The organism is Paraburkholderia sp. BR10954 (assembly GCF_040965775.1).
In the GTDB taxonomy this organism is placed as follows: Bacteria; Pseudomonadota; Gammaproteobacteria; order Burkholderiales; family Burkholderiaceae; genus Paraburkholderia; species Paraburkholderia youngii.
Window position 1 is genome coordinate 102,932 of the sequence record NZ_JBFRCK010000012.1, and the last position, 26,782, is coordinate 129,713.

Annotated in this window: 23 protein-coding genes and 1 tRNA gene; 8 read left to right on the top strand and 16 right to left on the bottom strand. The window is 64.9% G+C overall.

Features of this window, described 5'->3' with window-relative positions; all coding sequences use genetic code 11:
- Both gatA and gatC read right to left on the bottom strand, forming a co-directional pair.
- On the bottom strand, positions 1 to 1,488 hold the full coding sequence (gene gatA, locus AB4Y34_RS18535) for an Asp-tRNA(Asn)/Glu-tRNA(Gln) amidotransferase subunit GatA (protein WP_368716813.1): 1,488 nt from the start codon (positions 1,486 to 1,488) through the stop codon (positions 1 to 3).
- 159 nt (positions 1,489 to 1,647) lie between these two features.
- A complete protein-coding gene (gatC, locus tag AB4Y34_RS18540; protein WP_176109825.1) occupies positions 1,648 to 1,947 on the bottom strand; it encodes an Asp-tRNA(Asn)/Glu-tRNA(Gln) amidotransferase subunit GatC in 300 nt (99 codons plus the stop codon).
- A gap of 373 nt (positions 1,948 to 2,320) precedes the next feature.
- Between gatC and AB4Y34_RS18545 the strand changes: the two genes are divergently transcribed.
- The 5 genes from AB4Y34_RS18545 to rodA all read left to right on the top strand — a co-directional run bounded on the left by AB4Y34_RS18545 (position 2,321) and on the right by rodA (position 8,808).
- On the top strand, positions 2,321 to 3,364 hold the full coding sequence (locus tag AB4Y34_RS18545) for a rod shape-determining protein (protein WP_004189550.1): 1,044 nt from the start codon (positions 2,321 to 2,323) through the stop codon (positions 3,362 to 3,364).
- Positions 3,365 to 3,518: 154 nt separating this feature from the next.
- Positions 3,519 to 4,685: a rod shape-determining protein MreC gene (gene mreC, locus AB4Y34_RS18550; protein WP_176380656.1), complete on the top strand. Its 1,167-nt coding sequence runs from the start codon at positions 3,519 to 3,521 to the stop codon at positions 4,683 to 4,685.
- Entirely contained in the window at positions 4,682 to 5,194 is a 513-nt protein-coding gene (gene mreD, locus AB4Y34_RS18555; RefSeq protein WP_176109827.1) for a rod shape-determining protein MreD, read from the top strand. Before mreC ends, mreD begins: the two co-directional genes overlap by 4 nt.
- A gap of 79 nt (positions 5,195 to 5,273) precedes the next feature.
- Positions 5,274 to 7,649, top strand: coding sequence for a penicillin-binding protein 2 (gene mrdA, locus AB4Y34_RS18560; RefSeq protein ID WP_368716814.1), 2,376 nt, complete (start codon positions 5,274 to 5,276; stop codon positions 7,647 to 7,649).
- A 10-nt stretch (positions 7,650 to 7,659) separates the two neighbouring features.
- Positions 7,660 to 8,808: a rod shape-determining protein RodA gene (gene rodA, locus AB4Y34_RS18565; protein ID WP_176109829.1), complete on the top strand. Its 1,149-nt coding sequence runs from the start codon at positions 7,660 to 7,662 to the stop codon at positions 8,806 to 8,808.
- Between the two features lie 80 nt (positions 8,809 to 8,888).
- Here rodA and AB4Y34_RS18570 read toward each other — a convergent pair whose 3' ends face one another.
- The 14 genes from AB4Y34_RS18570 to def form a co-directional block, all read right to left on the bottom strand.
- Positions 8,889 to 9,626 (bottom strand): tetratricopeptide repeat protein, encoded by a 738-nt coding sequence (locus AB4Y34_RS18570; RefSeq protein ID WP_176380654.1) that lies wholly within the window; start codon positions 9,624 to 9,626, stop codon positions 8,889 to 8,891.
- A complete protein-coding gene (locus AB4Y34_RS18575; RefSeq protein WP_176380653.1) occupies positions 9,623 to 10,405 on the bottom strand; it encodes an HpcH/HpaI aldolase/citrate lyase family protein in 783 nt (260 codons plus the stop codon). The genes AB4Y34_RS18570 and AB4Y34_RS18575 overlap by 4 nt, the downstream gene beginning before the upstream one ends.
- A 203-nt stretch (positions 10,406 to 10,608) precedes the next feature.
- Entirely contained in the window at positions 10,609 to 11,052 is a 444-nt protein-coding gene (queD, locus tag AB4Y34_RS18580; RefSeq protein ID WP_026228977.1) for a 6-carboxytetrahydropterin synthase QueD, read from the bottom strand.
- 9 nt (positions 11,053 to 11,061) lie between these two features.
- Positions 11,062 to 11,694, bottom strand: a complete 633-nt coding sequence (gene queE, locus AB4Y34_RS18585; protein ID WP_184226151.1) for a 7-carboxy-7-deazaguanine synthase — start codon at positions 11,692 to 11,694, stop codon at positions 11,062 to 11,064.
- 54 nt (positions 11,695 to 11,748) lie between these two features.
- A complete protein-coding gene (gene queC, locus AB4Y34_RS18590; RefSeq protein ID WP_368716815.1) occupies positions 11,749 to 12,480 on the bottom strand; it encodes a 7-cyano-7-deazaguanine synthase QueC in 732 nt (243 codons plus the stop codon).
- A gap of 395 nt (positions 12,481 to 12,875) precedes the next feature.
- Positions 12,876 to 12,951: transfer RNA gene (locus AB4Y34_RS18595), tRNA-Phe, on the bottom strand.
- 94 nt (positions 12,952 to 13,045) lie between these two features.
- Positions 13,046 to 13,735 (bottom strand): response regulator transcription factor EsaR, encoded by a 690-nt coding sequence (gene esaR, locus AB4Y34_RS18600; RefSeq protein WP_176109833.1) that lies wholly within the window; start codon positions 13,733 to 13,735, stop codon positions 13,046 to 13,048.
- Positions 13,736 to 16,162 (bottom strand): ATP-binding protein, encoded by a 2,427-nt coding sequence (locus AB4Y34_RS18605; protein WP_368716816.1) that lies wholly within the window; start codon positions 16,160 to 16,162, stop codon positions 13,736 to 13,738.
- Entirely contained in the window at positions 16,152 to 16,751 is a 600-nt protein-coding gene (locus AB4Y34_RS18610; RefSeq protein WP_368716817.1) for a DUF4390 domain-containing protein, read from the bottom strand. Before AB4Y34_RS18610 ends, AB4Y34_RS18605 begins: the two co-directional genes overlap by 11 nt.
- Complete coding sequence (rsmB, locus tag AB4Y34_RS18615; RefSeq protein ID WP_176380648.1) at positions 16,748 to 18,187, bottom strand: 16S rRNA (cytosine(967)-C(5))-methyltransferase RsmB; 1,440 nt, start codon at positions 18,185 to 18,187, stop codon at positions 16,748 to 16,750. The genes AB4Y34_RS18610 and rsmB overlap by 4 nt, the downstream gene beginning before the upstream one ends.
- Positions 18,188 to 18,384: 197 nt before the next feature.
- Positions 18,385 to 19,242: a zinc metalloprotease HtpX gene (htpX, locus tag AB4Y34_RS18620; RefSeq protein WP_013088049.1), complete on the bottom strand. Its 858-nt coding sequence runs from the start codon at positions 19,240 to 19,242 to the stop codon at positions 18,385 to 18,387.
- Positions 19,243 to 19,347: 105 nt separating this feature from the next.
- Entirely contained in the window at positions 19,348 to 19,989 is a 642-nt protein-coding gene (locus AB4Y34_RS18625) for a LysE family translocator (RefSeq protein WP_368716818.1), read from the bottom strand.
- A gap of 117 nt (positions 19,990 to 20,106) precedes the next feature.
- Positions 20,107 to 21,102, bottom strand: a complete 996-nt coding sequence (gene fmt / locus AB4Y34_RS18630) for a methionyl-tRNA formyltransferase (protein ID WP_368716819.1) — start codon at positions 21,100 to 21,102, stop codon at positions 20,107 to 20,109.
- Between the two features lie 29 nt (positions 21,103 to 21,131).
- Positions 21,132 to 21,635: a peptide deformylase gene (gene def / locus AB4Y34_RS18635; protein ID WP_176380645.1), complete on the bottom strand. Its 504-nt coding sequence runs from the start codon at positions 21,633 to 21,635 to the stop codon at positions 21,132 to 21,134.
- 275 nt (positions 21,636 to 21,910) lie between these two features.
- Between def and dprA the strand changes: the two genes are divergently transcribed.
- From dprA to AB4Y34_RS18650, 3 genes are all read left to right on the top strand, one after another.
- Entirely contained in the window at positions 21,911 to 23,140 is a 1,230-nt protein-coding gene (gene dprA / locus AB4Y34_RS18640; RefSeq protein WP_368716820.1) for a DNA-processing protein DprA, read from the top strand.
- A 101-nt stretch (positions 23,141 to 23,241) separates the two neighbouring features.
- A complete protein-coding gene (locus AB4Y34_RS18645) occupies positions 23,242 to 23,619 on the top strand; it encodes a thioredoxin family protein (RefSeq protein WP_176380643.1) in 378 nt (125 codons plus the stop codon).
- 309 nt (positions 23,620 to 23,928) lie between these two features.
- The gene (locus AB4Y34_RS18650; protein ID WP_368716821.1) at positions 23,929 to 26,595 is read left to right on the top strand and encodes a DNA topoisomerase III; all 2,667 of its coding nucleotides are present in this window, start codon (positions 23,929 to 23,931) and stop codon (positions 26,593 to 26,595) included.
- Positions 26,596 to 26,782: the final 187 nt, after the last annotated feature.

A 26,782-nucleotide genomic window follows, 5' to 3' on the forward strand; every position in this document is an offset into this window, starting at 1 on the left:
TCACACTCCTGCCGGTGCCTGACGGTGCCAGGCGGTCGCGCGCTGGAACGCGTCGGCCACCTGAAGCATCCGGGCTTCATTGAAATAGTTGCCGATGATCTGCAGACCGACCGGGCGCTGCGCATTCGCGCCCGCGCCGAAACCGCACGGCACGCTCATGCCCGGCAGGCCGGCGAGACTCACCGACAACGTGTAGATGTCGGCCAGATACATCTGCACCGGGTCGTCGCCCTTCGCGCCGATGTCCCATGCCACCGACGGCGCGACCGGTCCCATGATCACGTCGCACTGCTTGAACGCTTCCTGGAAGTCCTGCGCGATGATGCGGCGGATCTTCTGCGCCTGCAGGTAGTACGCGTCGTAGTAGCCGTGCGACAGCACGTAGGTGCCGACCAGAATGCGGCGCTTCACTTCGGGGCCGAAGCCTTCGGCGCGCGACTTCTTGTACATGTCGAGCAGATCGCGGTACTCGGCCGCGCGGTGGCCGAAGCGCACGCCGTCGAAACGCGACAGGTTCGACGAGGCTTCGGCCGGCGCGATCACGTAGTAGACCGGGATCGACAGTTCGGTTTTCGGCAGAGACACCTCGACGAGCGTCGCGCCGAGCGCTTCGTATTGCTTCAGAGCGGCGTCGATCGACGCGCGCACGTCGTCGGCGAGACCGGCGCCGAAGTACTCCTTCGGCAGGCCGATGCGCAGGCCGGCGAGCGGCTTGTCAGCGCCGCCGTCCCGCCACGACTTGCCGAGGTAGCGCGTGTAGTCCTCGTGCTCGTGCGACAGGCTCGTCGAGTCGCGCTCGTCGAAGCCGGCCATCGCGTTGAGCAGCGTAGCGCAGTCCGCGGCGCATTGCGCCATCGGGCCGCCCTGATCGAGCGACGACGCGAACGCGATCATGCCGTAACGCGACACGCGGCCATACGTCGGTTTGATGCCGGTGATGCCCGAGAACGACGCCGGCTGGCGGATCGAGCCGCCGGTGTCGGTGCCGGTCGCGGCGGGCGCGAGACGCGCGGCCACGGCGGCCGCGGAGCCGCCCGACGATCCGCCCGGCACGGCCTTGCGGTCCCACGGATTCTGCACGGCCCCGAAGTACGAATTCTCGTTGGACGAGCCCATCGCGAACTCGTCCATGTTGGTTTTGCCCACGCACACCATGCCGGCGTTCTGCAGACGCGCGACCACGGTCGCGTCGAACGGACTTTCGTAGTTCGCGAGCATCTTCGAGCCGGCCGTGGAGCGCCAGCCCTTCGTGACGAACACGTCCTTGTGCGCGATTGGCAGGCCGACGAGCGGGCCGGCGTGGCCGGTGTGCAGCAGCGCGTCGGCGGCTTTCGCCTGCGCGAGCGTCAGTTCGGGATCGACCTGGATGAACGCGTTCAGGCTGTTGGCCGCGTCGATCCGCTTCAGGTACAACTGCGCCAGTTCGACTGCGGAGCATTCCTTGGCCGCGAGCGCGGCGCGCAGTTCGGTCAAACTTTTTTCATGCATTGCGTTTTATCCTGGAAAGCGCGGCAGCGTGGTCACGCTGCCGTGGAGGCGTTCGGTTGCCCGTCGGCAGACCAGCCCGGCAAGGTTCGCGGCGACGCCGCGCGGCTGCGGCACGAAAGGCTCGCGCCGCCGCCGGGCCGGGGCTCTGCCCGGCGGGTCTTATTCGATCACCTTCGGCACGAGGTACAGGCCGTCCTGAACGGCCGGCGCGGGGCGCTGGAAAGCCTCGCGCTCGACCGTCTCGCTGACGGCGTCGTCACGCAGACGCAGCGCGACGTCTTCGATCTGCTCGATCGGGTGGGCAAGCGGGGCGATGCCGGTGGTATCGACCGCCTGCATCTGCTCGACGAGGCCGAAAAAATCATTGAGCTGGGCACGCGTGTGCTCGGCGTCGGAATCGGCCAGTTCGAGCCGCGCAAGATGCGCGATGCGTTTTACATCGGTCAGGGTCAGAGCCATGCAATCACCGGAAAGGGTGGAATGTCACTACAGTTAAAAAGTCGCGCTTTAACAGCGGGTTACGACAAGATAGGGCAATCTAAAAAAAGGAGCGGCAACGGCAAAATGTACGCTCCGTTTCCTTCAAAACATCCAAAATTATAAGGTATGATTACGCGTTCGACCCAAACCCGGACCGACTTACCAAGGCCTTACGGACAATTCAAAGAACGTCCGGCGTTTTCCGCCCTGGCTTTGCAACGGCCTCCGGTAGACTCCCCCGCGGCTTCAAGTTCATGTGGCGTCGCTACCGCCCGGTTGAAGCTGTTATTTATTCCGCTGCCGTCCTACGCATACGGTGCGAGGCCCGGCCCCCAGCGAGACAGGATTTTGAATGTTCGGTTTTTTGCGCAGCTACTTCTCCAACGATCTGGCCATTGACCTAGGCACCGCCAACACGCTTATCTACATGCGCGGCAAGGGCATCGTTCTCGACGAACCGTCGGTCGTGTCGATCCGCCAGGAAGGCGGCCCGAACGGCAAGAAGACCATTCAGGCAGTCGGCAAGGAAGCCAAGCAGATGCTCGGCAAGGTGCCGGGCAACATCGAGGCGATCCGCCCGATGAAAGATGGCGTGATCGCCGACTTCACCGTCACGGAGCAGATGATCAAGCAGTTCATCAAGACTGCTCACGAATCGCGTATGTTCTCGCCGTCGCCGCGCATCATCATCTGCGTGCCGTGCGGTTCGACCCAGGTCGAGCGTCGCGCGATCAAGGAAGCCGCGCATGGCGCGGGCGCCTCGCAGGTGTACCTGATCGAAGAGCCGATGGCCGCCGCGATCGGCGCGGGCCTGCCGGTGTCGGAAGCAACGGGTTCGATGGTCGTCGACATCGGCGGCGGCACGACCGAAGTCGGCGTGATCTCGCTCGGCGGCATCGTGTACAAGGGCTCGGTGCGCGTCGGTGGTGACAAATTCGACGAAGCGATCGTCAACTACATCCGCCGCAACTACGGCATGTTGATCGGCGAGCAGACCGCCGAAGCCATCAAGAAGGAAATCGGCTCCGCGTTCCCGGGCTCCGAAGTCAAGGAAATGGAAGTGAAGGGCCGCAATCTGTCGGAAGGCATTCCGCGCAGCTTCACGATCTCCAGCAACGAAATCCTCGAAGCGCTGACCGATCCGCTGAACCAGATCGTGTCGTCGGTGAAGATCGCACTGGAACAAACGCCGCCGGAACTCGGCGCGGACATCGCCGAGCGCGGCATGATGCTGACCGGCGGTGGCGCGCTGCTGCGCGATCTCGACCGACTGCTCGCCGAAGAAACCGGCCTGCCGGTGCTCGTCGCCGAAGATCCGCTGACTTGCGTCGTGCGCGGCTCGGGCATGGCGCTCGAGCGCATGGACAAGCTCGGCAGCATTTTCTCGTACGAGTAAGCGAGCCTTCCTCCCATGTCAGTAGCGCGGATCTGGCACACGGCCCCTTGCGGGCCGCTTTGTCGTTGGCTGGGCCGACCAGCCTCCGCGCGCTGAACGCGCTTGCCTAGCGCGCCGCCGTCTCACCCAACCGCTCACGCCCCCGGCGCCGACCATGGAATACAGTCCGCCGCCCCTGTTCAAGCAAGGCCCCTCCGCTCTCGCGCGACTGGTGTTCTTCGTCGTGCTGGCGCTTGCCCTGCTGATCTCCGACGCCCGTTTCCGGACGCTCGAAATCGTCCGCGGCGTGCTCGGCGCGGGTCTTTATCCGTTGCAGCGCGCGGCGCTCGTGCCGCGCGACATCTTCATGGGCGCCGCCGACCTCGCCGTGACGAGCGCCACGCTGCGCAACGAAAACGCAAAGCTGCGCGAGAAGGACCTGCAGCTGTCGCAGCAGGCCAACACGGCCGCGTCGCTCGCTGCCGAAAATAGTCATCTGCGCGCACTGATGCAACTGTCGCAGCAGCTGACCACGCAATCGCTTCCCGCCGAAATCCAGTACGACACGCGCGATCCGTTCACGCAGAAGGTCGTGATCGGACGCGGCGCGCAGCAAGGCATCCAGAACGGCTCGCCGGTCGTCGACGAGGACGGCGTAATCGGCCAGGTCACACGGGTGTTCCCGCTGCAGGCCGAAGTCACGCTGCTGACGGACAAGGACCAGGCGGTGCCGGTCGAAATTCTGCGCACCGGCTTGCGCAGCGTGATCTACGGCACGCCGAAGGGCGACACGCTCGATCTGCGCTTCGTGCCGATCAGCGCCGACGTGCAGACCGGCGACGAGCTCGTCACCAGCGGTCTCGACGGCGTGTATCCGCCGGGGCTGCCGGTCGCGAAGGTCGTGCGCGTCGACAGGCAGGCCGACACCGCGTTTGCCCGCGTGGTCAGTCTGCCGGTCGCGGCGGTGCGCGGCGCGCGTCAGGTGCTGGTGCTGCACGTCCAGAACACCGCGCCACCGCGCCCGGCCGACGAGCCCGACGCGGCGACCGTCGCGAAAGAAGCGAAAGCGAAGAAGGGCGCCAAAGCCGCGGAAGGCAAGGGCGCGGCGGACAAATCCGCGGCCGCCAAGCCGGCCGACAAGAACACCGCCGACAAAGCCGCGGCCGAAAAGCCGGCAGCCAAATCCACGGAGAAGGCGCCGGCCAAACCCAGCGCCGACAAGAAGTCCGAAAAACCCGCCGCCGACAAGAAGTCCGAAAAGCCCGCAGCCGACCGAAAAGCCGACAAACCGGCCGCCGCGAAGAACGCGAAGCCGCAAGCCGAGCCGGGGGCTCAGCCATGAATCGCCCGCAATACATCCTGCAGCCGGTCAACCCGTACTTCATCGCGTTCAGCCTCGCCTCCGCGTTCCTGCTGAACCTGATGCCGTGGGGGCGTCTCGCCGGCGTGCCCGATTTCGTCGCGCTCGTGTTGCTGTTCTGGAATGTGCATCAGCCGCGCAAGGTCGGCATGGGCATCGCGTTTTTTCTGGGCCTGCTGATGGACGTGCACAACGCGAGCCTGCTCGGCGAGCACGCGCTCGCCTACACGCTGCTGTCGTACGGCGCGATCACGATTCACCGCCGCGTGCTGTGGATGTCGCTCGGCGTGCAAACGTTCGCGGTGATGCCGCTACTCGTCGTCGCGCAACTGGTGCCGTTCGTGATCCGGTTGTTGACCGGTGCGGCGTTTCCGGGCTGGAGTTATCTGATCGACGGTTTCGTCGAAGCCGCGCTGTGGCCGCTCGCGAGCATCTTGTTGCTGATGCCGCAGCGCCGCCCCGCCGACCCGGACGATACGCGCCCCATTTGAACCCGCATCGGGCCCACGGCCCGCGGCCAATTTGGGCGCACACTCTTGATGGCCGCATGCCGGCCTTTTGCAGAATCGCATGACCGAATTCAAGGACACTCAACAGCAGCTCACGAAATTCCGCCTGCGCGTCGCGGCGGCGGGCCTGTTCGTGTTCGTCTGCTTCGGGCTGATCGGCTTTCGCTTCCTGTTCCTGCAGGTCTGGCACTACAGCAAGTACTCGCTGCAGGCCGATGAAAACCGCATCTCCGTCGCGCCGATCGTGCCGAACCGCGGCATCATCACCGACCGCAACGGCGTCGTGCTCGCGAAAAACTACTCGGCCTACACGCTCGAAATCACACCCTCGAAGCTGAACGACACGCTCGATAACGTGGTCGACAACCTCGCTACGGTAGTCTCGATAGACGCGCGCGACCGCCGCCGCTTCAAGAAGCTCCAGGAAGACTCGAAGAACTTCGAAAGTCTGCCGATCCGCACGCGCCTGACCGACGACGAAGTCGCGCGCTTCACCGCGCAGCGCTTCCGTTTCCCCGGCGTCGAAGTGCGCGCGCGGCTGTTCCGTCAGTACCCGCTCGGGCCGACCGCCGCGCACGTGATCGGCTACATCGGACGGATTTCGCAGCGCGACCAGGACCGCATCGACGACGCCAGCGATCAGAACGACAGCGATCCGGACCACTACGATCCGCGTCTGGACGCGAACAACTACAAGGGCACCGATTACATCGGCAAGATCGGCGTCGAGCAGAGCTACGAAACCGAGCTGCACGGCCAGACCGGCTTCGAGGAAGTCGAGGTGACGGCGGGCGGCCGCCCGGTGCGCACGCTGTCGCGCACCCAGGCGACGCCGGGCAACAACCTCGTGCTATCGCTCGACATCGGCCTTCAGCAGGTCGCCGAGCAGGCGTTCGCCGGACGTCGCGGCGCGCTCGTGGCGATCGAGCCGTCCACCGGCGACGTGCTCGCGTTCGTGTCGGCGCCGAGCTTTGACCCGAATTCATTCGTCGACGGCATCGACCAGCAGACCTGGGACGAGCTGAACAACTCGCCCGACCATCCGCTGCTGAACCGGCCGCTACACGGCACCTACCCACCGGGCTCGACCTACAAGCCGTTCATGGCGCTCGCCGCGCTGTCGCTGCACAAGCGCACGCCGAGCTGGGGCTTCCAGGACCCCGGCTACTACACGTTCGGCGGCCACACATTCCGCAACGACGTGCGCTCGGGCCAGGGTTGGGTGGACATGAACCGTGCGATCGTCGTGTCGAACGACACGTACTTCTACATGCTCGCGCACGATCTCGGCGTCAACAACATCGCGAACTTCATGAAACCGTGGGGCTTCGGGCAGATCACCGGCATCGACATCGCCGGCGAAGCGAAGGGCATCCTGCCGTCGACCGACTGGAAGCGCCACGCGTACCGCAAACCCGAGCAGCAGAAGTGGTACGAAGGCGAGACGGTCAGCCTCGGCATCGGCCAGGGCTACAACTCGTTCACGATCCTGCAGCTCGCGCATGCCACCGCAACGCTCGCGAACAACGGCGTCGTGATGAAGCCGCACCTCGTGCGCGACATCGAGAATCCGATCACGAAGGACACGCGGCCAGTGGTGCGCGACCCGAGTGACAGGATCGCGGTCAAGCAGCAGGACATCGACTTCATCAAGCATGCGATGGAAGGCGTGGTCACGAACGGCACGGCGGCCAAGGTGTTCGCCGGCGCGGCGTACCAGGCGGCAGGCAAGACCGGTACCGCGCAGGTGTACTCGCTGCAAGGCGCGAACTACAAGGGTCACGCGATCGCTGAGAATTTGCGCGATCACGCGCTGTTCATCGCGTTCGCGCCCGTCGAGCAACCGAAGATCGCGCTCGCGCTGATCGTCGAAAACGGCGGCTGGGGCGCGGAGGCGGCCGGTCCGATCGCGCGCAGGGTGCTCGACTATTACCTGGTCGGCAAGAACAAGCCCGGCGTGGTCGAAGCAGCCGTCGCGGCAGCGGCATCGAACACCGTCGAAGCGTCCGCGCCACAGGTCGGTGAGACGCCGGCGCAGCATGAGGGCGCCCAGCCGCTCAGGATTGCGGCGGGCTTCAAGGCACTGCCAGTGCCGGGGGCGGCGGCTGCCGCGGCGGCCTCGGGTGCGTCGGCGGCTGTTGCGGCTTCGGGCGCGAACGGCGCGTCCGTGCCGGTGGCGGCATCGGCTGGCGCGGCGGCAACGGTGCCTGCCAGCGCACCGGCAGCGGCTTCGGCCAGTGCGGCGCGGGCGGCGTCGGCGGCCAGGCCGGCATCGGCTTTGGCCGCGGCAAAGAAATCCGCGTCGCGTACGTCCGACGCCCCGCACAAACCCCGTCCGGCCAGCGAGCCGGCGCCGAGCGTCGCGGCCCCATCGCGCGAGGACAGCGTCCAGGGCGCGTCACCGCGCCAGCTCGCCACCGGCGGTATCGACGAATAAGGAGAAAGGCATGCAATTCGACAAGCGCGCCTGGCTCGACCGCATCAAGCGGATGTTCGCGGGCTTCGACCGTCCGCTCGCCCTGATCGTGTTTCTGCTGCTGTGCGTCGGCATCGTCACGCTGTACAGCGCGAGTCTCGATATGCCGGGCCGCGTCGAAGACCAGTTGCGCAACATCCTGCTCACCTTCGTGCTGATGTGGGGGCTCGCCAATGTGCCGCCCAACACGCTGATGCGCTTCGCGGTCCCGCTTTACACGTTCGGGATCGCGCTACTGGTCGCGGTCGCGATGTTCGGTCTCACGCGCAAAGGCGCGAAGCGCTGGATCAACGTCGGCGTGGTGATCCAGCCATCGGAAATACTGAAGATCGCGACACCGCTGATGCTCGCCTGGTACTACCAGCGCCGCGAAGGCGTGATGCGCTGGTACGACTACCTGGTCGGCTTCGCGATCCTCATCGTGCCGGTCGGCCTGATCGCGAAGCAGCCCGACCTCGGCACGGCCGTGCTCGTGTTCGCCGCCGGCCTGTTCGTGATCTACTTCGCGGGGCTGAGTTTCAAGCTGATCGTGCCGGTGCTGATCGCAGGCGTGATCGCGGTTGTGTCGATCGCGGCGTTCCAGGACAAGATCTGTCAGCCCGAAGTGCAGTGGCCGCTGATGCACGACTATCAGAAGCACCGTATCTGCACGCTGCTCGATCCGACCTCGGACCCGCTCGGCAAAGGCTTCCACACGATTCAGGCGGTGATAGCGATCGGTTCGGGCGGCCCGCTCGGCAAGGGCTGGCTGAAGGGAACGCAAGCGCATCTGGAGTTCATCCCCGAAAAGCACACCGACTTCATCTTCGCGGTGTTTTCCGAAGAGTTCGGATTGGCGGGCGGGATCGTGCTGCTCACGCTGTACATGCTATTGATCGCGCGCGGGCTCTACATCGCGGCCAATGGCGCGACCTTGTTCGGGCGATTATTGGCCGGCTCGTTGACGATGGCGTTCTTCACGTACGCGTTCGTCAATATCGGCATGGTGAGCGGCATTCTGCCGGTGGTCGGCGTGCCGTTGCCGTTCATGAGTTACGGCGGCACCGCGCTGACTACACTGGGTGTCGCGACCGGGCTGATCATGAGTGTCGCGCGACAGAAGCGGTTGATGCAGAGCTAAGCGTAGCTAACGGCACGCAGCAATCGAAAATGCCAAAAGGGCGCTCTTTGCGAGCGCCCTTTTGCTTGATTGCTGCTTCACTACTGGGGTTTCACTTCCTTCTGATCGCGCAACTGCGCGCTCAACTGCTGATACTTCAGGCGCGCGGCCGGATCGCCCTGTGCCGCCGCGGCCGCGTAATACGCGCGCGCCACATTCAGATTCCGGTCGACACCATCGCCGCCGCGCTCGTAGAACGAGCCGGTCACATACTGCGCGGTCATGTCGCCGCCCTGCGCCGCCTTCTTGTACCAGACGAACGCCTGCTTGTTGTCGCGCTCGGTACCACGTCCGTCGAGGAACTGATTCGCGAGCGCGAGTTCCGCCTGCACATGACCCTGCGCAGCGGCCTTCATGAACCAGCGATGCGCCTCCACCGGGTCGCGCTCGACGAACTCGCCATCGTCGTACATCTTGCCGTACACGTATTGCGCGTGCGACATGTTCGCGTCGGCGGCCTTGCGCAGCCACTTCTTGCCTTCGTCGACGTTGACCGGCGTGCCTTCGCCGTTGAGCAGCATCATCGCGTAGTTGAACTGGGCGAGCCGGCTGCCGCGCTCGGCGGCCTCGCGGAATTCGGTCAGCGCAGCGGCGAGGTTGCCGGCGTTGTAATCGGCCACTGCGGATTGCGTCTGCGGATCGTTCGACCTGGCGACGTGATCCTGTGCGTACGCGGCGCTCCACGCGGTACTCGCGAGCAGCGCCGCCGCCGTAATGGTCACTTGCGCGGTCGCCCGCGCAATCCTCGGCCCGGCGCCCCGCTGCACTCTGCCGTTCATGACCTCACCTCCTGTAATGCCTGGCGCGTCGCGCGCAACATCCAGATCACGTCGGCGGCCAGCGCCACGAAGCGAAAGCCCGCGTCGCGATGCTGCCGCGCGCCGGCCACGTCCATCGCGAAGATGCCGGCGGCAATGCCGGCTTGGTCGGCCGCGCTGACGATGCGCGCCATCGCCGCCTGCACGTCCGCGTGCTTCGCGTCGCCGAGATGACCGAGGCTCGCGGCCAGATCGGCCGGCCCGACGAACACGCAGTCGACGCCCGGCGTCGCCGCGATTTGCTCGACCTCGCGCAAGCCGCGCGCCGATTCGATCTGCACAATCGTCGCGATTTGTGCGTTCGCCGTCTGCACGTAGTCGCGCCGCATGCCGTAGCCGGCCGCACGCACGACGCCCGCGACACCGCGCAGGCCGTCGAGCGCCTCCGCGGTCGGATATTGGGTGAGCCGCACGGCGCGTGCCGCGTCTTCAGCGGATTCGATGTTCGGGAACATCAGCGTGCGCGCGCCGGCGTCGAGCACGCGCTTGACGAGCCACGGCTCGCTCGCGGGCACGCGCACCACCGGCTCGCTCGGCAGATGGGCGGCGGCGATCGCGCGCAATTGCGACTCGACGCCGCCGCTATCGTTCGGCGCGTGCTCCATGTCGATCAGCAGCCAGTCGAAGCCGGCGTGCGCGAGCGCTTCGGCGGCGGCCTCGCTGCCGAGCGACAACCACAGCCCGAACAGCGGCGCGTTGTCCTTCAGACGTTGTTTGAGGGAGTTGGTGAAGGTGCTCATCGGCTGGCCTCGCGCAGGTTTGCAATGCGAAGCGGGGCCAGATAGCGAATCAGGCAGGCACCGGGGCGCTGACGGCCTCGATGCTTGCTGCGACGCGATGCGGTGACCGGCATGTCTCGCTCCGTGTGTTGGTCGGAACGATCATACCGTGACAATAACGCGAGAGTTCGCTCGCGCGGCGGGGTGTGGATTCAGGCGGTAAGCTAGTCGCGGACCACGTCGGCCCAGCAGTTCGGCGTCTCGTACAGACGCACTTTATGCAAGCGCAGGTTCACGCCGTAGTGCGCGTCGTAGACGTTCGCGAGGATATCGAATGCAATCGCGGCGAGGTTTTCGACCGTGGGAATGCGATCGATCACGACCGTCTTGTGACCCGCCATGCTGTCGAGAAAGCCACGCACCTGCGTGTCGCCTTCGTAGACGAGAAACGCGTGGTCCCACTTGTCGACCAGGTGCTCGTTTGCGAGCGACTTCACGTCGGCGAAATCCATCACCATGCCGCGGTCGGGCGCGCCTTCGGTGTCGACCAGATCGCCTTGCAGCGTGATTTCGAGCACATAGCGATGGCCGTGCAGATTACGGCACTGGCTGCGGTGATCGGGGATGCGGTGGCCCGCGTCGAATTCGAGTTTTCGGGTAATCGTCAGCACGGCAAATCAGGGAATGTTCAGATACTTGTGAGTCTGCATCGACAGGCGCCACTGCGGATGACGCTTGCACCAGTCGATCGCGAGCTTCGTGTTGATGTCGCGCGACGGACCGTCCATCGGCTGGACGAGGAAATACTCGAAGTCGAGCTTCGCGTAGTCGGCGAGGCGCTGGTTGTCCTGCGGGATCACGACCTTCAGTTCGTTGCCCTTCGTCACGACGAGGGGCGCGTCGGCCTTCGGGCTCACGCAGATCCAGTCGATCGTGTCGAGCACCGGCAGCGAACCGTTGGTCTCGATCGCGATCTCGAAGCCGGCCGCGTGCAGCGCGTCGACGAGCGGCGGATCGATCTGCAGCATCGGCTCGCCGCCGGTGCACACGACGAAGCGTTCGCCCTCGCCTTGCGGCCATTGCGACGCGATCATCGCGACGAGTTCGTCAGGTGTGCGGTACTTGCCGCCGTTCTCTCCGTCGGTGCCGACGAAGTCGGTGTCGCAGAAACGGCAGACGGCTTCCGCGCGATCCTCTTCGCGGCCCGACCACAGATTGCAGCCTGCAAAACGGCAGAACACGGCCGGCCGCCCGGCATTCGCGCCCTCGCCCTGCAACGTGTAGAAGATTTCCTTGACCGCGTACGTCATGCTGCTTTCTGTCCTGTGTTCCTGAATCAATGATGCGCGCTCTTGCGCGAACCGTCACACGTGCTCGGTGACTTTCTCACCGGCGAGGTAAGCCTCATAGCCACGTTTGCGCAACCGGCATGCCGGGCATTCGCCGCAGCCGAAGCCCCATGAATGCAGTTCGGCGCGCTCGCCGAGGTAGCAAGTATGGGTCTCGACGCGCACCAGTTCGACCAGTGCGTCGCCGCCGAGCTCGTGCGCGAGACGCCATGTATCGGCCTTGTCGAGCCACATTAGCGGTGTCTCCAGCGCAAAACGCTTGTCCATGCCGAGATTCAGCGCAACCTGCAACGCCTTCATCGTGTCGTCGCGGCAATCGGGGTAGCCCGAGAAGTCCGTCTCGCACATCCCGCCGACCAGCACCTGCAAACCGCGCCGATACGCGATGGCCGCGGCGATCGTCATGAACATCAGATTGCGGCCCGGCACGAACGTGTTCGGCAACCCATTGGCCGTGGCTTCGATCTCGATCTCGCGCGTCATCGCGGTGTCGCTGATCGCGCCGAGCAGCGACAGGTCGATCGTGTGATCGTCGCCGAGACGATCGGCCCACGCCGGAAACGTACGCACGACGGCCTGACGGAACCCCTCGCGGCATTCGAGCTCGACCCGATGACGCTGACCATAGTCGAAGCCGATCGTTTCGACCGTGTCGTAACGATCGAGCGCCCACGCGAGACACGTGGCGGAATCCTGGCCGCCGGAAAACAGCACGAGCGCGCTACGCTTAGCGTCTTTGCGGATCACCGTGATACTCCGTGAATGAGAGCGCCACGTCGCGCTGCGCGAGATGCGCTATGCGAGCAACGCGGCGCGACGTGTGCCGGCATTGTGCCGGCCCAAAGCAGTATAGGTCGCGCGTTGCGCGTGAACGTGGCTGGGCGCTTATACCGCCGATCGTCGGGCGAAGGATTGGGTGCTTCGGTGCGATACGCTCGGCACCGCATTCGCGCGGTATACGACCGCGTGCGACGCCTGCATGCAAGTCCTTGAACTGGCGCGATTTTATCACGCGACACCGAATGTCACCGACGCCTGTTGTCCTACGCGTCGCGGCTCCCACTGCATGGCGTGCCAAAGTGACGACTTGTCCGCCAAACGGAAAAGCCCCAGGAATCTTGCGATTTCCTGGGGCTGAATCCTGGTGGCCTGGGGCGGAATCGAACCACCGACACGCGGATTTTCAATCCGCTGCTCTACCAACTGAGCTACCGGGCCAACGAAGAACGAAACTATATCAAGCGATCTGCAGTTCAGCAAGCCCTTTCATAAAAAATATTGCCGGGCCGCGTTTGCATGCAACACATGGCGCTTACTCGCCCTTGTTCTTGCCGAGATCGACGCCGAGTTGCTTCAGCTTGCGATAAAGATGCGTGCGCTCCAAACCGGTTTTCTCGGCGACGCGCGTCATGCTGCCGTTCTCGCGCGCAAGGTGATATTCGAAGTACGCGCGCTCGAACGCGTCGCGCGCATCGCGCAGCGGAATGTCGAACGAGATCGACGCGGTTTGCGCGGCGAGCGCGCCGCCGCCGACGCCATCGGCCGACAGCATCGGCAACGCGGCCGCCGACGCGACCGACGATGCGCTGACCGGCAACGCCGGCTTCGCGGCCACACCGCCAGGCACGGCCGCCGAGTTGCCGCGCGCAAGTCCCTGCTCGACCGCCTTCAGCAGCTTCTGCAACGCGATCGGCTTTTCGAGGAAGTTGAGCGCGCCGATCTTTGTGGCCTCGACTGCGGTGTCGATCGTCGCGTGACCGGACATCATGATGACGGGCATCGTCAATTGACCTTGCGCGGCCCATTCCTTGAGCAGCGTTACGCCGTCGGTGTCCGGCATCCAGATGTCGAGCAGCACGAGGTCCGGCGCCTGACGCAGCCGGAACTCGCGCGCCTCCTGCGCGTTTTCAGCGGCCTCCACGACGTGTCCCTCGTCGCTGAGGATCTCCGAGAGCAGTTCCCGGATGCCCATTTCATCATCTACCACCAGGATGGTTGCCATTTACGCTGCCCTTGTCTGCACTGTTGCTTTTGTCGTTCCCTGCGACGCGCCACCATGCGCCAGATGCGCACCCGAACCAGGTGCACCCGGCTGCGCGGGCTCGTCCGCCAGTTGAAGGAAGAGAATCGAAATCTGCGCGCCTTCGATCACGTCGCCAGCCTTCATGCGATTGCGAATGTCGATGCGCGCGCCATGTTCGTCGACGATCTTCTTGACCATCGCAAGTCCCAGACCCGTACCTTTGGCCTTGGTCGTCACGTACGGCTCGAACGCGCGCGTGAGGATACGCGCGGGGAAGCCCGGTCCGTTATCCGACACGGTCAGACGTACCGCGACGCGCGCCTTGCCTTGCACGTCGGGGTCTCCGTATTCTACTGTCCTCGTCTCGAGCAAAACACGCGGATGCGCGACTTCCGCGACCGCGTCCTGCGCGTTCTGCAGCAGGTTGTGGATCACCTGACGCAATTGCGTCGCGTCGCCGCGTATTGCCGGCAAGGCCGCAAGCTCGACCTGGATCACACCCTTGCCTTCCTCGATACCGTACAGCGTGAGCACTTCGCTGACCAGATCGTTCAATTGCAGATGCGCGAGGACCGCGGGCGGCGTGCGCGCGTAGTCGCGGAAATCGTCGACCATCTGCTTCATCGCCGCAACCTGATTGACGATCGTCGTCGCACCGCGCTTCAGCACGTCCGCATCCGACGGCGCGAGCTTGTCGGCGAGCTTCATCTGCAAACGCTCGGCCGACAGTTGAATCGGCGTGAGCGGATTCTTGATCTCGTGCGCGAGGCGCCGTGCGACTTCGCCCCATGCAATCGACCGCTGTGCGGAGATCACGTCGGAGATGTCGTCGAACACGACCACGTAGCCCGCGGTCTGGATGTCTTCGGCATCGCGCTCGTTCGCCGCGACGAGCCGTGCGCCGCGCACGAGCAACGTGAGCGGCTCGGTCTCGCCGGGAACCGGCACCGAGAACTGCTGCTGCCAATGACCGTTGTCGTCATGGCCGTCTTCGCTCGCCGCTTCGCGATCGGCGAATGCCTTGCGCACCATCGCGCCGAATTCGCCGAGCACGCCGATCTGATCGAGCGACGAACCGAGCACCGTCTGGAACGGCTGACGGAAAATCCGCTCGGCGCCGCGATTCGCGGTGGTCAGCCGGAATTGCCGGTCGAATACGAACACGCCCGCGGTCAGGTTCGCGAGGATGCTCTCGAGATACGCCTTCGAATGCTCGAGCGCGATACGATTTTTCTCGACGGCCCCGCGCGCTTCCGCCAACTGCCGCGTCATCGCGTTGAACGACTGAGTCAGGAAGCCCAGTTCGTCGCGCGATTTGATCTCGCGCTTCGGCGTGTAGTCGCCCTCGGTGATTTCCTTCGTGCCCTGCGCGAGCAGAAACAGCGGCCGCGCGAGCTGATTGCCGAGCGCGAGCGCGAGCATCATCGCGATGAAGGTCGCGAGAAACAGCGACAGCGTCAGCGTGCCGATGTACATCTTGCGCAGGCCGGTGCGGCCGAGCGCCTTCTCCTGATACTCGCGATACGCGCGCTGCACCGCGTCGGCATTGCGCGCGAGTGTCGTCGAAACTGGCTGCGTCAGTTGCAGGAAGCGCTCGGCGGGCTGCAATAGCGATGCGTTCGCATCGGGAATACGCTGCACCACGCGCAGACGCAGCGCGCCCTTGCCGCCCTGCGCGTGCGCGTCGCCGTCCACCTCGCCTTCGATCGCCGCATAGCCGTGGCCTCGCGCCTGCTCGATCATCAACGGTGTCGGCAGATCGTTCGGCAGCAGCATCGCGTAATTGCTGGACGCCTGCGCGACCACGTGCATGTCCGGCGTCGCGCCCGACATGCTGCGGGTCGGCTCCACGATCGTCGCGTCCTGCACGCCGAACTGGTCGCGCAGACGCAGCAACGTCAGCGTGGTGCCGGCCGCATCCGCGCTCGCGATCTGCTCGGACATCAGACGCGCCTTCGTCTGCAAATCGGACAGCGACGCGTCGAGCATGCCGCGCCCGAGATTGAGGCCGGACGCTAGCGCGGTTTCGACGTTCACGTCGAACCACGACTCGATGCTGCGCGACACGAACTGATACGACACGATGTAGATGATGCCGCCCGGCACCACGCCGACCAGCGCCATGAAGAACGCGAGCTTCGCGAGCAGCCGTGTGCCGAATTTGCCCGTGCGTAAGCGCACAACGATGATGACGACGAGCGTCGCCACCACCAGCAGAAAGATCATCGCGACGGCGACGTTGGCCGCGTACAGCCACTGGTAATAGCGGTCGAAGAATTCGGTGTTCGCGCTCGCGGCGGCCAGCAATACGAGCAGCAGCACGGCCGTGACCGCGACCGTCGACACCAGCACGCGCACGACGATGCTGCTGACACTGGTGGAAGATGAGCGCACTTTATCTAGCACGATCGGCCGCCGTGAAAGTGAAGCGCTTCCAATCGGAGGCGAGGTTCCAGTCGCGGTTGTTCACCGCGTCGATCTGGAACGGCTTGGGCATCAGCCCGATGTCGAGTTGCATGCGCACCGACGCGTTATAGGTTTCGCCGACACGCACCTCATTGCGGTCGATCACGTGCCACGACGTCACGTGCTTGATCACGGCGAGCGCATCCTTCAGCGTGGAAAAGCCGAGCTGCAAGCCGCCCGACTGCACGCTCGACACGCGATATTCGCGCGTGAGCGGCTGGAACGACAGCCGCAAGCTTTGCGACACGCTGACCGGCTGCTCGTCGAACCAGTACCAGCGCGGCCGGCTCAATTCGAAATCGGTCGTGAAATAAAGCGGAATGCCTTTGTTGACCGCGTCTTCGAGATTGCTGTTCAGCTCGAATTCGAAATGCGCATCGAGACTCCAACCGCCGTTGTCCGCCTGCAGCGACGCCCGCTGCACCGCGATCGAGTCAGCATGCGCCGCGCCCGGCGCTGCAAGCCAGACGGCCAGCGCGATCCAGAGCACGGCAGCGAGCCGAAGCGGGAAGAAGCGTTTTATGGTCACCGTTTCTGAAAGCGCGCGTAGAAAAATCCGTCGTGGTCTGAGTTCGTGCCGGCGCTGAATTCAGCGGGTCGTCCAGCATGAGAACCGGCCGATGAGTCGGCGGGCGCGCGAGCAACTGAGGGTAAAAGCTGCCCCGGCGCGTCCAATCGTACCGCATCCTGATGCTGGTTTCCAAACCACTGAGCCTGCAACTCGCCTTCTTCGGGGAAGACCGAACAGGTAACGTAAAGCAACTCGCCGCCGGGTTTCACGAGCGGCCACAGCGCGTCGAGAATGCGGCGCTGTTCGGCGACGAGCGCGGCGATATCCGACTGGCGACGCAGCCAGCGGATATCCGGATGACGCCGCACGATGCCCGACGCAGAGCATGGCACGTCGGCGAGGATGCGGTCGAACGGTTGGTCAAGATCGTCGTGCCACTGCGCGGGGTTGCCCGCGTCGCCGATGCGCACTTCCGCTTCGAGCTTCAGACGCCGCAGATTTTCGCCGATGCGGCGCGCGCGCGACGCATCGCTTTCGAGCGCAACGAGTTGAATGTTGGCGAGTTCGAGCAGATGGCCGGTCTTGCCGCCAGGGGCCGCGCATGCGTCGAGCACGCGCATGCCGTCGCGCACGCCGAGCAATTGCGCGGCGAGTTGCGCGCCTGCGTCCTGCACAGACACGACCCCTTCGCTGAAGCCCGGAATGCGCTCGACCGGCATCGGCGTGGCGAGCGTGACCGCGTGCTCGCCGGCCTTGCTTGCGGCGATCTGCTGGCGTTGCAACTCTTGCAGATAGGCGTCGACCGTCGAATGGCGCGCGTTCACGCGCAACGTCAGCGGACCTTGCGTGTTGCCGACGGCCAGCACCGATTGCCACGCCTCGGGCCATGCGCGCTTCACCGCGTCGATCCACCAGGCCGGATAGTTCCAGCGCGCGGCTTCGTCGGCTTGCACGGCGGCGAGCAACGTGTCGCGCTCGCGCAAGAAGTTACGCAACACCGCGTTGACGAGCCCCTTCGCGAACCCGAACTCGCGGCGCGCGCCGATCGCCCTGACCGCCTGGTCGACGACCGTAAACGGCGTGTAAGCGGCGCTCGCTTCGTCGTCGACGAGCAGTGCGAGCGCGCACGCAAGCACATGCGCGACGTGCGGCGGTGGCGCTTTCTTCACGAGCTTCCCAATCAGCCACTCGGCGGTCGCGAGACGCCGCATCGTGCGATAGGCGATGTCCTGCACCGCGCCGCGCGCCGCTGCGGCGTTGCCCTCGGGCATCGACACGAACACGCTTTGCAGCGCCGCGGGCAAGGCCGCGCCTAGACGCACGGCGCCGACGGCCTGAGCCGCGCAGTCGAGCGCGAACCCGAGCGATTCGGGTGACAGATGCAGCACCGACAAACGGGATTCGCGCGAGCGCGCCGACGAGGAAGCAGAACGCGAAGAAGGCTTTGAAGTCATGAAGGGAGCAAGGGCCAGCCGCACGGTGCGCGCGGCGCAATCAGCGCACATTGTAGCGTGGCGCCGGTGGGGCGCCGCCGTGCGGGGGCGGCGGCAGACGCTGTCGCGCGGTGGCGACGAACAGTGCGAAAAAAAAGCGAGCCTCGCGGGCCCGCTCTTCAGTACTTCAGGATCGACGCGCCGAACGACGCGGCGGCTCAGTCGAAGCGCCCGGTGCGCGCCATTTCCATCAGACGCGCGATGCGCTCTTCGGTCGCAGGGTGTGTCGAGAACAGGTTCGCGATACCTCCGCCCGAGAGCGGATTCATGATCATCATCTGCGCGGTGGCCGGATGCGCCTCGGCCGTCGGGAACGGAATGCCGCTCGCATAGCGATGGATCTTGTCGAGCGCCGACGCCAAGGCCTGCGGGTCGCCCGAAATTTGCGCGCCGCCACGGTCGGCTTCGAATTCGCGCGCACGCGAAATCGCCATCTGGATCAGCGCGCCCGCAATCGGCGCGAGCAGCGCAACCGCGATGCTCGCGATCGGGTTCGCGGGACGCCCGTTTTCGTCGCGGCCGCCGAAGAACATCGCGAAGTTCGCCAACGCGGAAATCGCGCCGGCCATGGTCGCAGAAATCGTCGAGATCAGAATGTCGCGGTGCTTCACGTGCGAAAGCTCGTGCGCCATCACGCCGCGCATTTCGCGCTCGGACAGCACGCGCAGAATGCCGGTGGTCGCCGCGACCGCCGCGTGCTCCGGATTGCGGCCGGTGGCGAATGCGTTCGGCGCGTCTTCGTTGATCAGGTAGACGCGCGGCATCGGCAGGTTCGCGCGCGTGGCGAGATCGCGCACCATCCGATAGAACTGCGGCGCGCTGTTTTCGTCGACTTCCTGCGCGTTGTACATGCGCAGGACCATCTTGTCGGAGAACCAGTACGAAAAGAAATTCATCCCAAGGGCGATTACGAGCGCGAGCATCATGCCGCGCGACCCGCCGATCATCCCGCCGATCACGATGAAAAGGGCCGTAATCGCGGCCATCAACATCGCGGTTTTCACCCAATTGAACATGTCTGCAACTCCTTGCCCCGAGCGTGGCCTTCATCTCCGTGCCGCGCGATTGCGGCGCCAGATTGTAAGCGAAACGTTAGATATGGGCGATGCGGGAAAATTCAATCATCGCGAGGCGGTCGCGAGTTTGATGCCGAGGCCCACGAACGCGCTGCCGACGCCGCGATCGAGCCAACGCTTGACCGTCGGCTTGCCCGAGAAACGCTGCGTGACGCTGCCCGCGATCCACGCGACGAAGCTGTTCCAGACCATGCTCATCAGCACGAAGACCGCGCCGAGCGCCAGAAACGCGAAGGTCTTGTGTTCGCTGCCCGTCGCCACGAACTGCGGGAAGAACGACACGAAGAACAGCACGACCTTCGGGTTCAGCACATTGGTCCAGAAGCCTTGCAGGAACAACTGCCGCAGCGACTTCGGCGTGGACGGCGCACGCGCGTCGCCGACAGGTGCAACCGCGGCCGTCTTCGTGAAGATCAGGCGCCCACCCAGATAGATCAGATAAATCGCGCCGACGAATTTGACGATGGTGAACGCGGTGGCCGACGCGGCCAGCAGCGCGGTCAGCCCGAACGCGCAGGCCAGCGAGTGAATGCAGCAGCCCGCCGAAATGCCGAGCGCCGACATCAGCCCCGCGCCGCGGCCCTGGGCGACGCTGCGCCCGACGATATAAGCGGTATCCGGCCCCGGCGTGATGTTCAGGAGAAAAACCGCGACGATGAAAAACTCGAAATGGACGATGCCGAACATGTGATGAACCCTCGAAAACCATGGTCTGCTGCATGGAGGATTCTAACGCGCGGCGGGCTCGCGGCGGGCGCAGGGAACGCCGGCGGAATCAACGATGCTCCGGGGTGCGCGCCGCGCCTATTGCGCCTCGGGAAGCTCGAAGCGCTGGCCTGCGGCGAGCGGCGAACCGGCAAGGAATTCGCGCACCGGCAGGCGCTTGCCACCGGGCTTCTGCAATTGCGTCAAACGCAGTGCGCCTTCGCCGCAAGCGACCAGCACGCCGTCGGGAGAAACCTCGGTGATGGTGCCTGGCGCCTTGTCGTTGCCGGAGGTCGGCGAGGCCACGGCGGTGGCGGCCCAGATCTTGACGGTGCTGCCGTCGGCGAGCGTGCCGGCGCCGCCGGGGAATGGATCGAACGCGCGCACCTGGCGCGCGCGCGCCTCGGCCGGGCGGCACCAGTCGAGCGCCGCTTCGTGCTTGGCGATTTTCTCGGCGTAGGTCACGCCGTCGGCCGGTTGCGGGGTCGAGGCCAGCTTGCCGCTGCGCTCGAGCTCGATCAGGGCATCGACGATCAGTTGCGCGCCGTGCTCGGCGAGGCGGTCGTGAAGCGTGGCGGTGGTGTCGTCGTCGGAGATCGGGGTGCGGACTTCGGAGATCATCGCGCCGGTGTCGAGGCCGGCGTCCATCTGCATCAGCGTGATGCCGGTTTGCGCGTCGCCCGCTTCGATTGCGCGATGAATCGGCGCCGCGCCGCGCCAGCGCGGCAGCAGCGACGCGTGAATGTTGATGCAGCCGAAGCGCGGAATGTCGAGCACTTCCTGCGGCAGGATCAGCCCGTAGGCGGCGACCACCATCACGTCGTGCGGCGTCGCGCGCAGTTGCTCGATGCCGGCGGCGGCTTCCTCGGGGTACTTGCCGGCGCGGCGCAGCGACGTGGGCTGCGCAACCGCGAGGCCATGCTCCTGTGCGTAGCGCTTGACGGGGCTCGCCTGCAGCTTCATGCCGCGTCCCGCGGGCCGGTCCGGCTGCGTCAAGACGAGCGGCACGGCAAACCCGGCGCGATGAATCGCGGCCAGCGCGGCCGCGGCGAATTCCGGCGTACCGGCAAAGATGACGCGCAACGAATGAGTCATGAACGAGCGGCGGGCAAGTTGAAAGCGCGTTACATCGCGTGGGCGAGCTTCTTCATCTTGCTCTTGATGCGCGTTTGCTTCAGCGGCGACAAATATTCGACGAACACGCGGCCCATCAGGTGATCCATCTCGTGCTGGATGCACACGGCGAGGAGGTCCTCGCAATCGAGCTCGAACGTTTCGCCCTTCTCGTTGAGCGCACGCACGCGCACTTTCTCGGCACGCTCGACGTTGTCGTAGATCCCGGGCACCGACAGGCAGCCCTCTTCCGACAACTTCCTCTCATCGCTCGACCAGATGATTTCCGGGTTGATGAACGCAAGCAATTCGTCGTGCGTTTCCGACACGTCGATCACGATCACGCGTTCGTGCACGTCCACCTGCGTGGCGGCGAGGCCGACGCCGGGCGCCGCGTACATCGTTTCGGCCATATCGGCGACGAGGCGGCGGATACGGTCGTTGACCTCCTCGACTGGCTTCGCCACCTTGTGCAGCCGTTTGTCGGGGTAATTGAGGATATTCAGTAAAGCCATGATTTCGAGTGTGATTTCAGACGCCGCTAACCATTGGAGGCTCGCGTTGGCCATTCAGCCAGGTTGTGAGCCCGTCGTAATACGCAGAGGATAGATGGTGTCGAACCGGTTCGATTCAACGCGCCTCGCGCGCCCGACGACGAACCCGCGCGCTCACGCGCGGCGCCGCGGTATTCGCGGCTCATTGCCGTTCTATTGCACGGCTTTATTTCGGATCATGAAAATTTTAGCATGGCGCCCGCCTGCCCGCAGGCCCCGTCAGAGGAGCGACCCACATGCACACCTTGCCCGCAACCCGTATCGAACTGGCCGCCTGGCTACGGTTGTCGCTTGCACCGGGCCTCAGACCCGCGGCGTTGCGCCTGTTGCTAGCCGCATTCGGACTGCCGGAAGCGCTGTTTGCGCAGTCGCCGGATGCGCTCGCCGAGGTCGCCGGTGAGACCGCTGCGCGCGCGGTGCTGGCGCCGCCGAGTCCGGCGTTCGACGGCCAGCTCGAGGCGGTGCTCGCATGGCGCGAGCAGCCGGGCAACCAGATCGTCACGCTCGACGACCCCACCTACCCGCCCGCGCTGCTGACGATGCCCGATCCGCCGCCGCTTCTATATATAAAGGGCCGGCTCGATCTGCTGCATACGCGCGCGGTCGCGCTGGTGGGCAGCCGCAGCGCGACGCCGCAGGGCATCGAGGATGCGCGGCGGTTCGCGCGAGCGCTGTCGGCGGCGGGCGTGACGGTCGTCTCGGGGCTCGCGCTCGGCGTCGACGGCGCCGCGCATCGGGGCGGGCTCGAAGGTGTCGGCGGGACGGTCGCGGTGATCGGCACTGGCGCGGACCTCGTATATCCGGCCGCGCATCAGGCGCTCGCGCGGCAGATCGGAGCGCAGGGCGCAATTCTGTCGGAGTGGCCGCTAGGCACGCCCGCGCGCGCCGCCAATTTCCCACAGCGCAACCGCCTGATCGCCGGGCTGGTTAGCGGAGTCGTGATCGTCGAGGCGGCTATGCGCTCCGGTTCGCTGATTACCGCGCGGCTCGCCAACGAGATGGGGCGCGACGTGTTCGCGTTGCCAGGATCGATTTACGCGCCGTTGTCGCGCGGCTGTCATCGGATGATCAAGCAGGGCGCGCGGCTCGTGGAAACACCAGACGAGGTGCTGGAAGAGCTGGGCTTTGTCCGACGGACGGCGAACCACGCGGGACGCGCAGCGAAACAGGCCGCTCCGCTGGATCAGGCGCGTTTGCGCGTTTCGTCGGGCGGGACCGCTTTGCGAGCTGCGAGCGCCGCCTTCGCCGATACACGGCCGATCGGCCCGGCCCCACAGCCGGCGCTCGCCCCCGACTCCCAACGTCTGCTCGCCGCGCTCGGCCACTCACCGACCACGCTTGAAATTCTGGCCGCCCGCACCGAGATGCAGGACGCGGCCCTGCACGCCGCCCTGCTCCGGCTCGAACTCGCCGGCGAGGTCACGCTGCTGCCGGGCGGCCGCTTCATGCGAGCCCATCATGACTGAGCCGAGACTGACCGGCATCAACGCAGATTGGCAACTCTTCGCGACCGGCCATGCTACATTCGCGCCAAAGCACCCGACAAAGCACACAAGGAAATCACTTCATGCCCGCGCTGAACCTCGACACCGACCAGGACCGGATCGCCGAGCGCGTCAACGACCCCGACACTCTGTTCGTTGCATGCCTGTGCGCGGAGTGGTGCGGAACGTGTCGCGAGTACCGGGACGCCTTCAACCAGCTGGCCGAGCGGCACCCGGAAGTCTGTTTCGCATGGATCGACATCGAAACTCATGCGGATCGGTTCGACGATCTGGACGTCGAGAATTTCCCGACCGTCCTGATCGAAGACTCGGTGACGACACGGTTTTTCGGTACGGTTTTGCCACAGGTGTCGATCGTCGAGCGGATGCTATCGGATCTGACCGCACTGCCCGGCGTGACCGGTGCGCCGAAGCTGCGGCCTGCGCTGGCGGTCGCCTGAAGGCGGCTTCGCGCGCCGCACGGCCAAACGGAAAGCCTCGCGAAGCGCGGCTTGCGGCACGGGCCGTCGCCGACCATTTCTGGGACAGCATCGCCGCTGGCATCGCTGTCCGCACGCGGCGTTGGCGCAGTTGATCAACCGCCGGACGCGCAATTATGATGGCGCGCTTTTATCGCACTTGACCCGTTGGGTTCGCGCCTTGTGCTATAAAGCGGTCGTTATTGGGTCGAAAGAGGTCTCAAGCGAGCGTCGCGCGCCATGTTGGCGCTCAAGGCCACCAACCCGGATCTACCAACCTCACATCGAGTCATGTCCAAAGCACTGATCATCGCCGAAAAGCCTTCTGTCGCGAACGACATCGCGCGCGCTTTGGGCGGCTTCACCAAGCATGACGAGTACTACGAAAGCGACGACTACGTTCTTTCGTCGGCAGTGGGCCATCTGCTGGAAATCGCCGCACCCGACGAATACGAAGTCAAGCGCGGCAAGTGGAGCTTTGCCAACCTACCCGTCATTCCTCCGCATTTCGATCTGAATCCGATCGCGAAGAGCGAGTCGCGCCTGAAGGTGCTGACCAAGCTGATGAAGCGCAAGGATATCGACCGTCTGATCAACGCATGCGACGCGGGGCGCGAGGGCGAGCTGATTTTCCGCCTGATCGCTCAGCACGCGAAAGCCAAACAGCCGGTGCAACGGCTGTGGCTGCAGTCGATGACGGCCGGCTCGATCCGCGAGGGTTTCGCACGCCTGCGCAGCGACGAAGAGATGCAGCCGCTCGCCGACGCGGCGCGCTGCCGCTCGGAAGCGGACTGGCTCGTCGGCATCAACGGCACGCGCGCGATGACCGCGTTCAACAGCAAGGGCGGCGGCTTTTTCCTGACCACGGTCGGCCGCGTGCAGACGCCGACGCTGTCGATCGTCGTCGAACGCGAAGAGAAGATTCGTCGCTTCGTGCCGCGCGACTACTGGGAAGTAAAGGCGGAGTTCGTCTGTGCGGCCGGCTTTTATGAAGGCCGCTGGTTCGACCCGAAATTCAAGCGCGACGAGTTCGATCCGGAAAAGCGCGATTCGCGCCTCTGGTCGCTGCCCGCGGCAGAGACGATCGTCGCGGCCTGCCGTGGCCAGATGGGCGTGGTGACCGAGGAGTCGAAACCATCGACCCAGCTGTCGCCTGCCCTTTTCGACCTGACCAGCCTGCAGCGTGAAGCCAACGGCCGCTTCGGCTTTTCGGCGAAGAATACGCTGGGCCTCGCTCAGGCGCTGTACGAAAAGCACAAGGTGCTGACCTATCCGCGAACCGACGCGCGCGCGCTGCCGGAAGACTATCTGGACACGGTCAAGCAGACGCTCGGCATGCTCAAGGAGAGCAACAACTACCTGCCGTTCGCGAAACAGGTGCTCGACAAGGGCTGGGTAAAGCCGAACAAGCGCATCTTCGACAATTCGAAGATCAGCGACCACTTCGCCATCATCCCCACGCTGCAGGCGCCGAAGAATCTGTCCGAGCCGGAACAGAAGCTCTACGACCTCGTCGTCAAACGCTTCCTCGCGGTGTTCTTCCCGGCCGCCGAATACCGTGTGACGACGCGCATCACCGAGGTGGTCGGCCATTACTTCAAGACCGAAGGCAAGGTGCTCGTCGAGCCGGGCTGGCTGCAGGTCTACGGCCGCGAAACCAGCGGCGAAGACGCGAACCTCGTGCCGGTGCGGAAAGACGAAAAGGTCAAGACCGACAAGATCGCCGCGCAGCAACTGGTCACCAAACCGCCCGCACGCTACAACGAAGCGACGCTGCTGTCGGCGATGGAAGGCGCGGGCAAGCTGGTCGAAGACGACGAATTGCGCGAGGCGATGGCGGCCAAGGGGCTCGGCACGCCGGCGACGCGCGCGGCAATCATCGAAGGTCTGCTGACCGAAAAGTACCTGATCCGCGAAGGCCGCGATCTGATTCCGGCCGCCAAGGCCTTCCAGCTGATGACGCTGCTGCGCGGCCTCGGCGTGAAGGAGCTGACCGCGCCCGAACTGACCGGCGAATGGGAATACAAGCTGTCGCAGATGGAGCGTGGCAACCTGCCGCGCGACGCGTTCATGCAGGAAATCGCGCGCATGACGCAAACCATCGTCAAACGCGCGAAGGAATACGATTCGGATACGATCCCGGGCGATTACGCGACGTTGCAGACACCTTGTCCGAATTGCGGTGGCCAGGTGAAGGAAAATTACCGGCGCTTCGCGTGCTCGAAGTGCGAATTCTCGATCTCGAAGATCCCGGGTGGCCGTCAGTTCGAGATCGCCGAAGTCGAAGAACTGCTGCAGAACAAGACGATCGGACCGCTGTCTGGCTTCCGCAGCAAGATGGGTCGGCCGTTCTCGGCGATCCTGAAACTGTCGCTCGACGACGAGATCAAGAATTACAAGCTCGAGTTCGACTTCGGCCAGGACGCTGCCGGCGAAGACGGCGAACCGCCCGACTTCTCCGATCAGCAGCCGGTCGGCGCGTGTCCGAAGTGTCAGGGCCGCGTGTTCGAGCACGGCATGAGCTACGTCTGCGAAAACTCGGTGGCGAGTCCGAAGTCGTGCGACTTCCGCTCCGGCAAGGTGATCCTGCAGCAGGAAATCACCCGTGAGCAGATGGCCAAGCTGCTCGAGGAAGGGCGCACTGATCTGCTGACGAACTTCAAGTCGTCGCGTACCGGCCGAAACTTCAAGGCGTTCCTCGTCAAGCAGAACGACGGCAAGATCGGCTTTGAATTCGAGAAGAAGGAGCCGGCGGCGGCGAAGACCGCGGCAGCGAAGACTTCAGGTGCTCGTTCGGCCGCGAAGGCGATGCCGGAAGCGGACGAAGGCGATACCGCGGTGGCAGTGAAGGCCGAGCCGGCGGAAAAGAAGGTGGCGGCGAAGAAGGCGCCCGCCGCCAAGACCGCGGCGGCCAAGAAGGCACCGGCGAAAAAGACCGCGGCGCGAAAAATCGGCTAATTGGGCGGGATTCGGATCGGCGGCTCGCGGGGGTAGAAGGAATGGCTACATTCCGCCGCCGCGATCGGCGATCCGTGCATAGCTCGCGCTTTGCTCCGCATCCGCATCTGCCCATAGAAAAAGGCGCAGTCACTTCAGGTGACTGCGCCTTTTTACTGTCCGCCCGCATCGCTGCGGGCTTAGACAT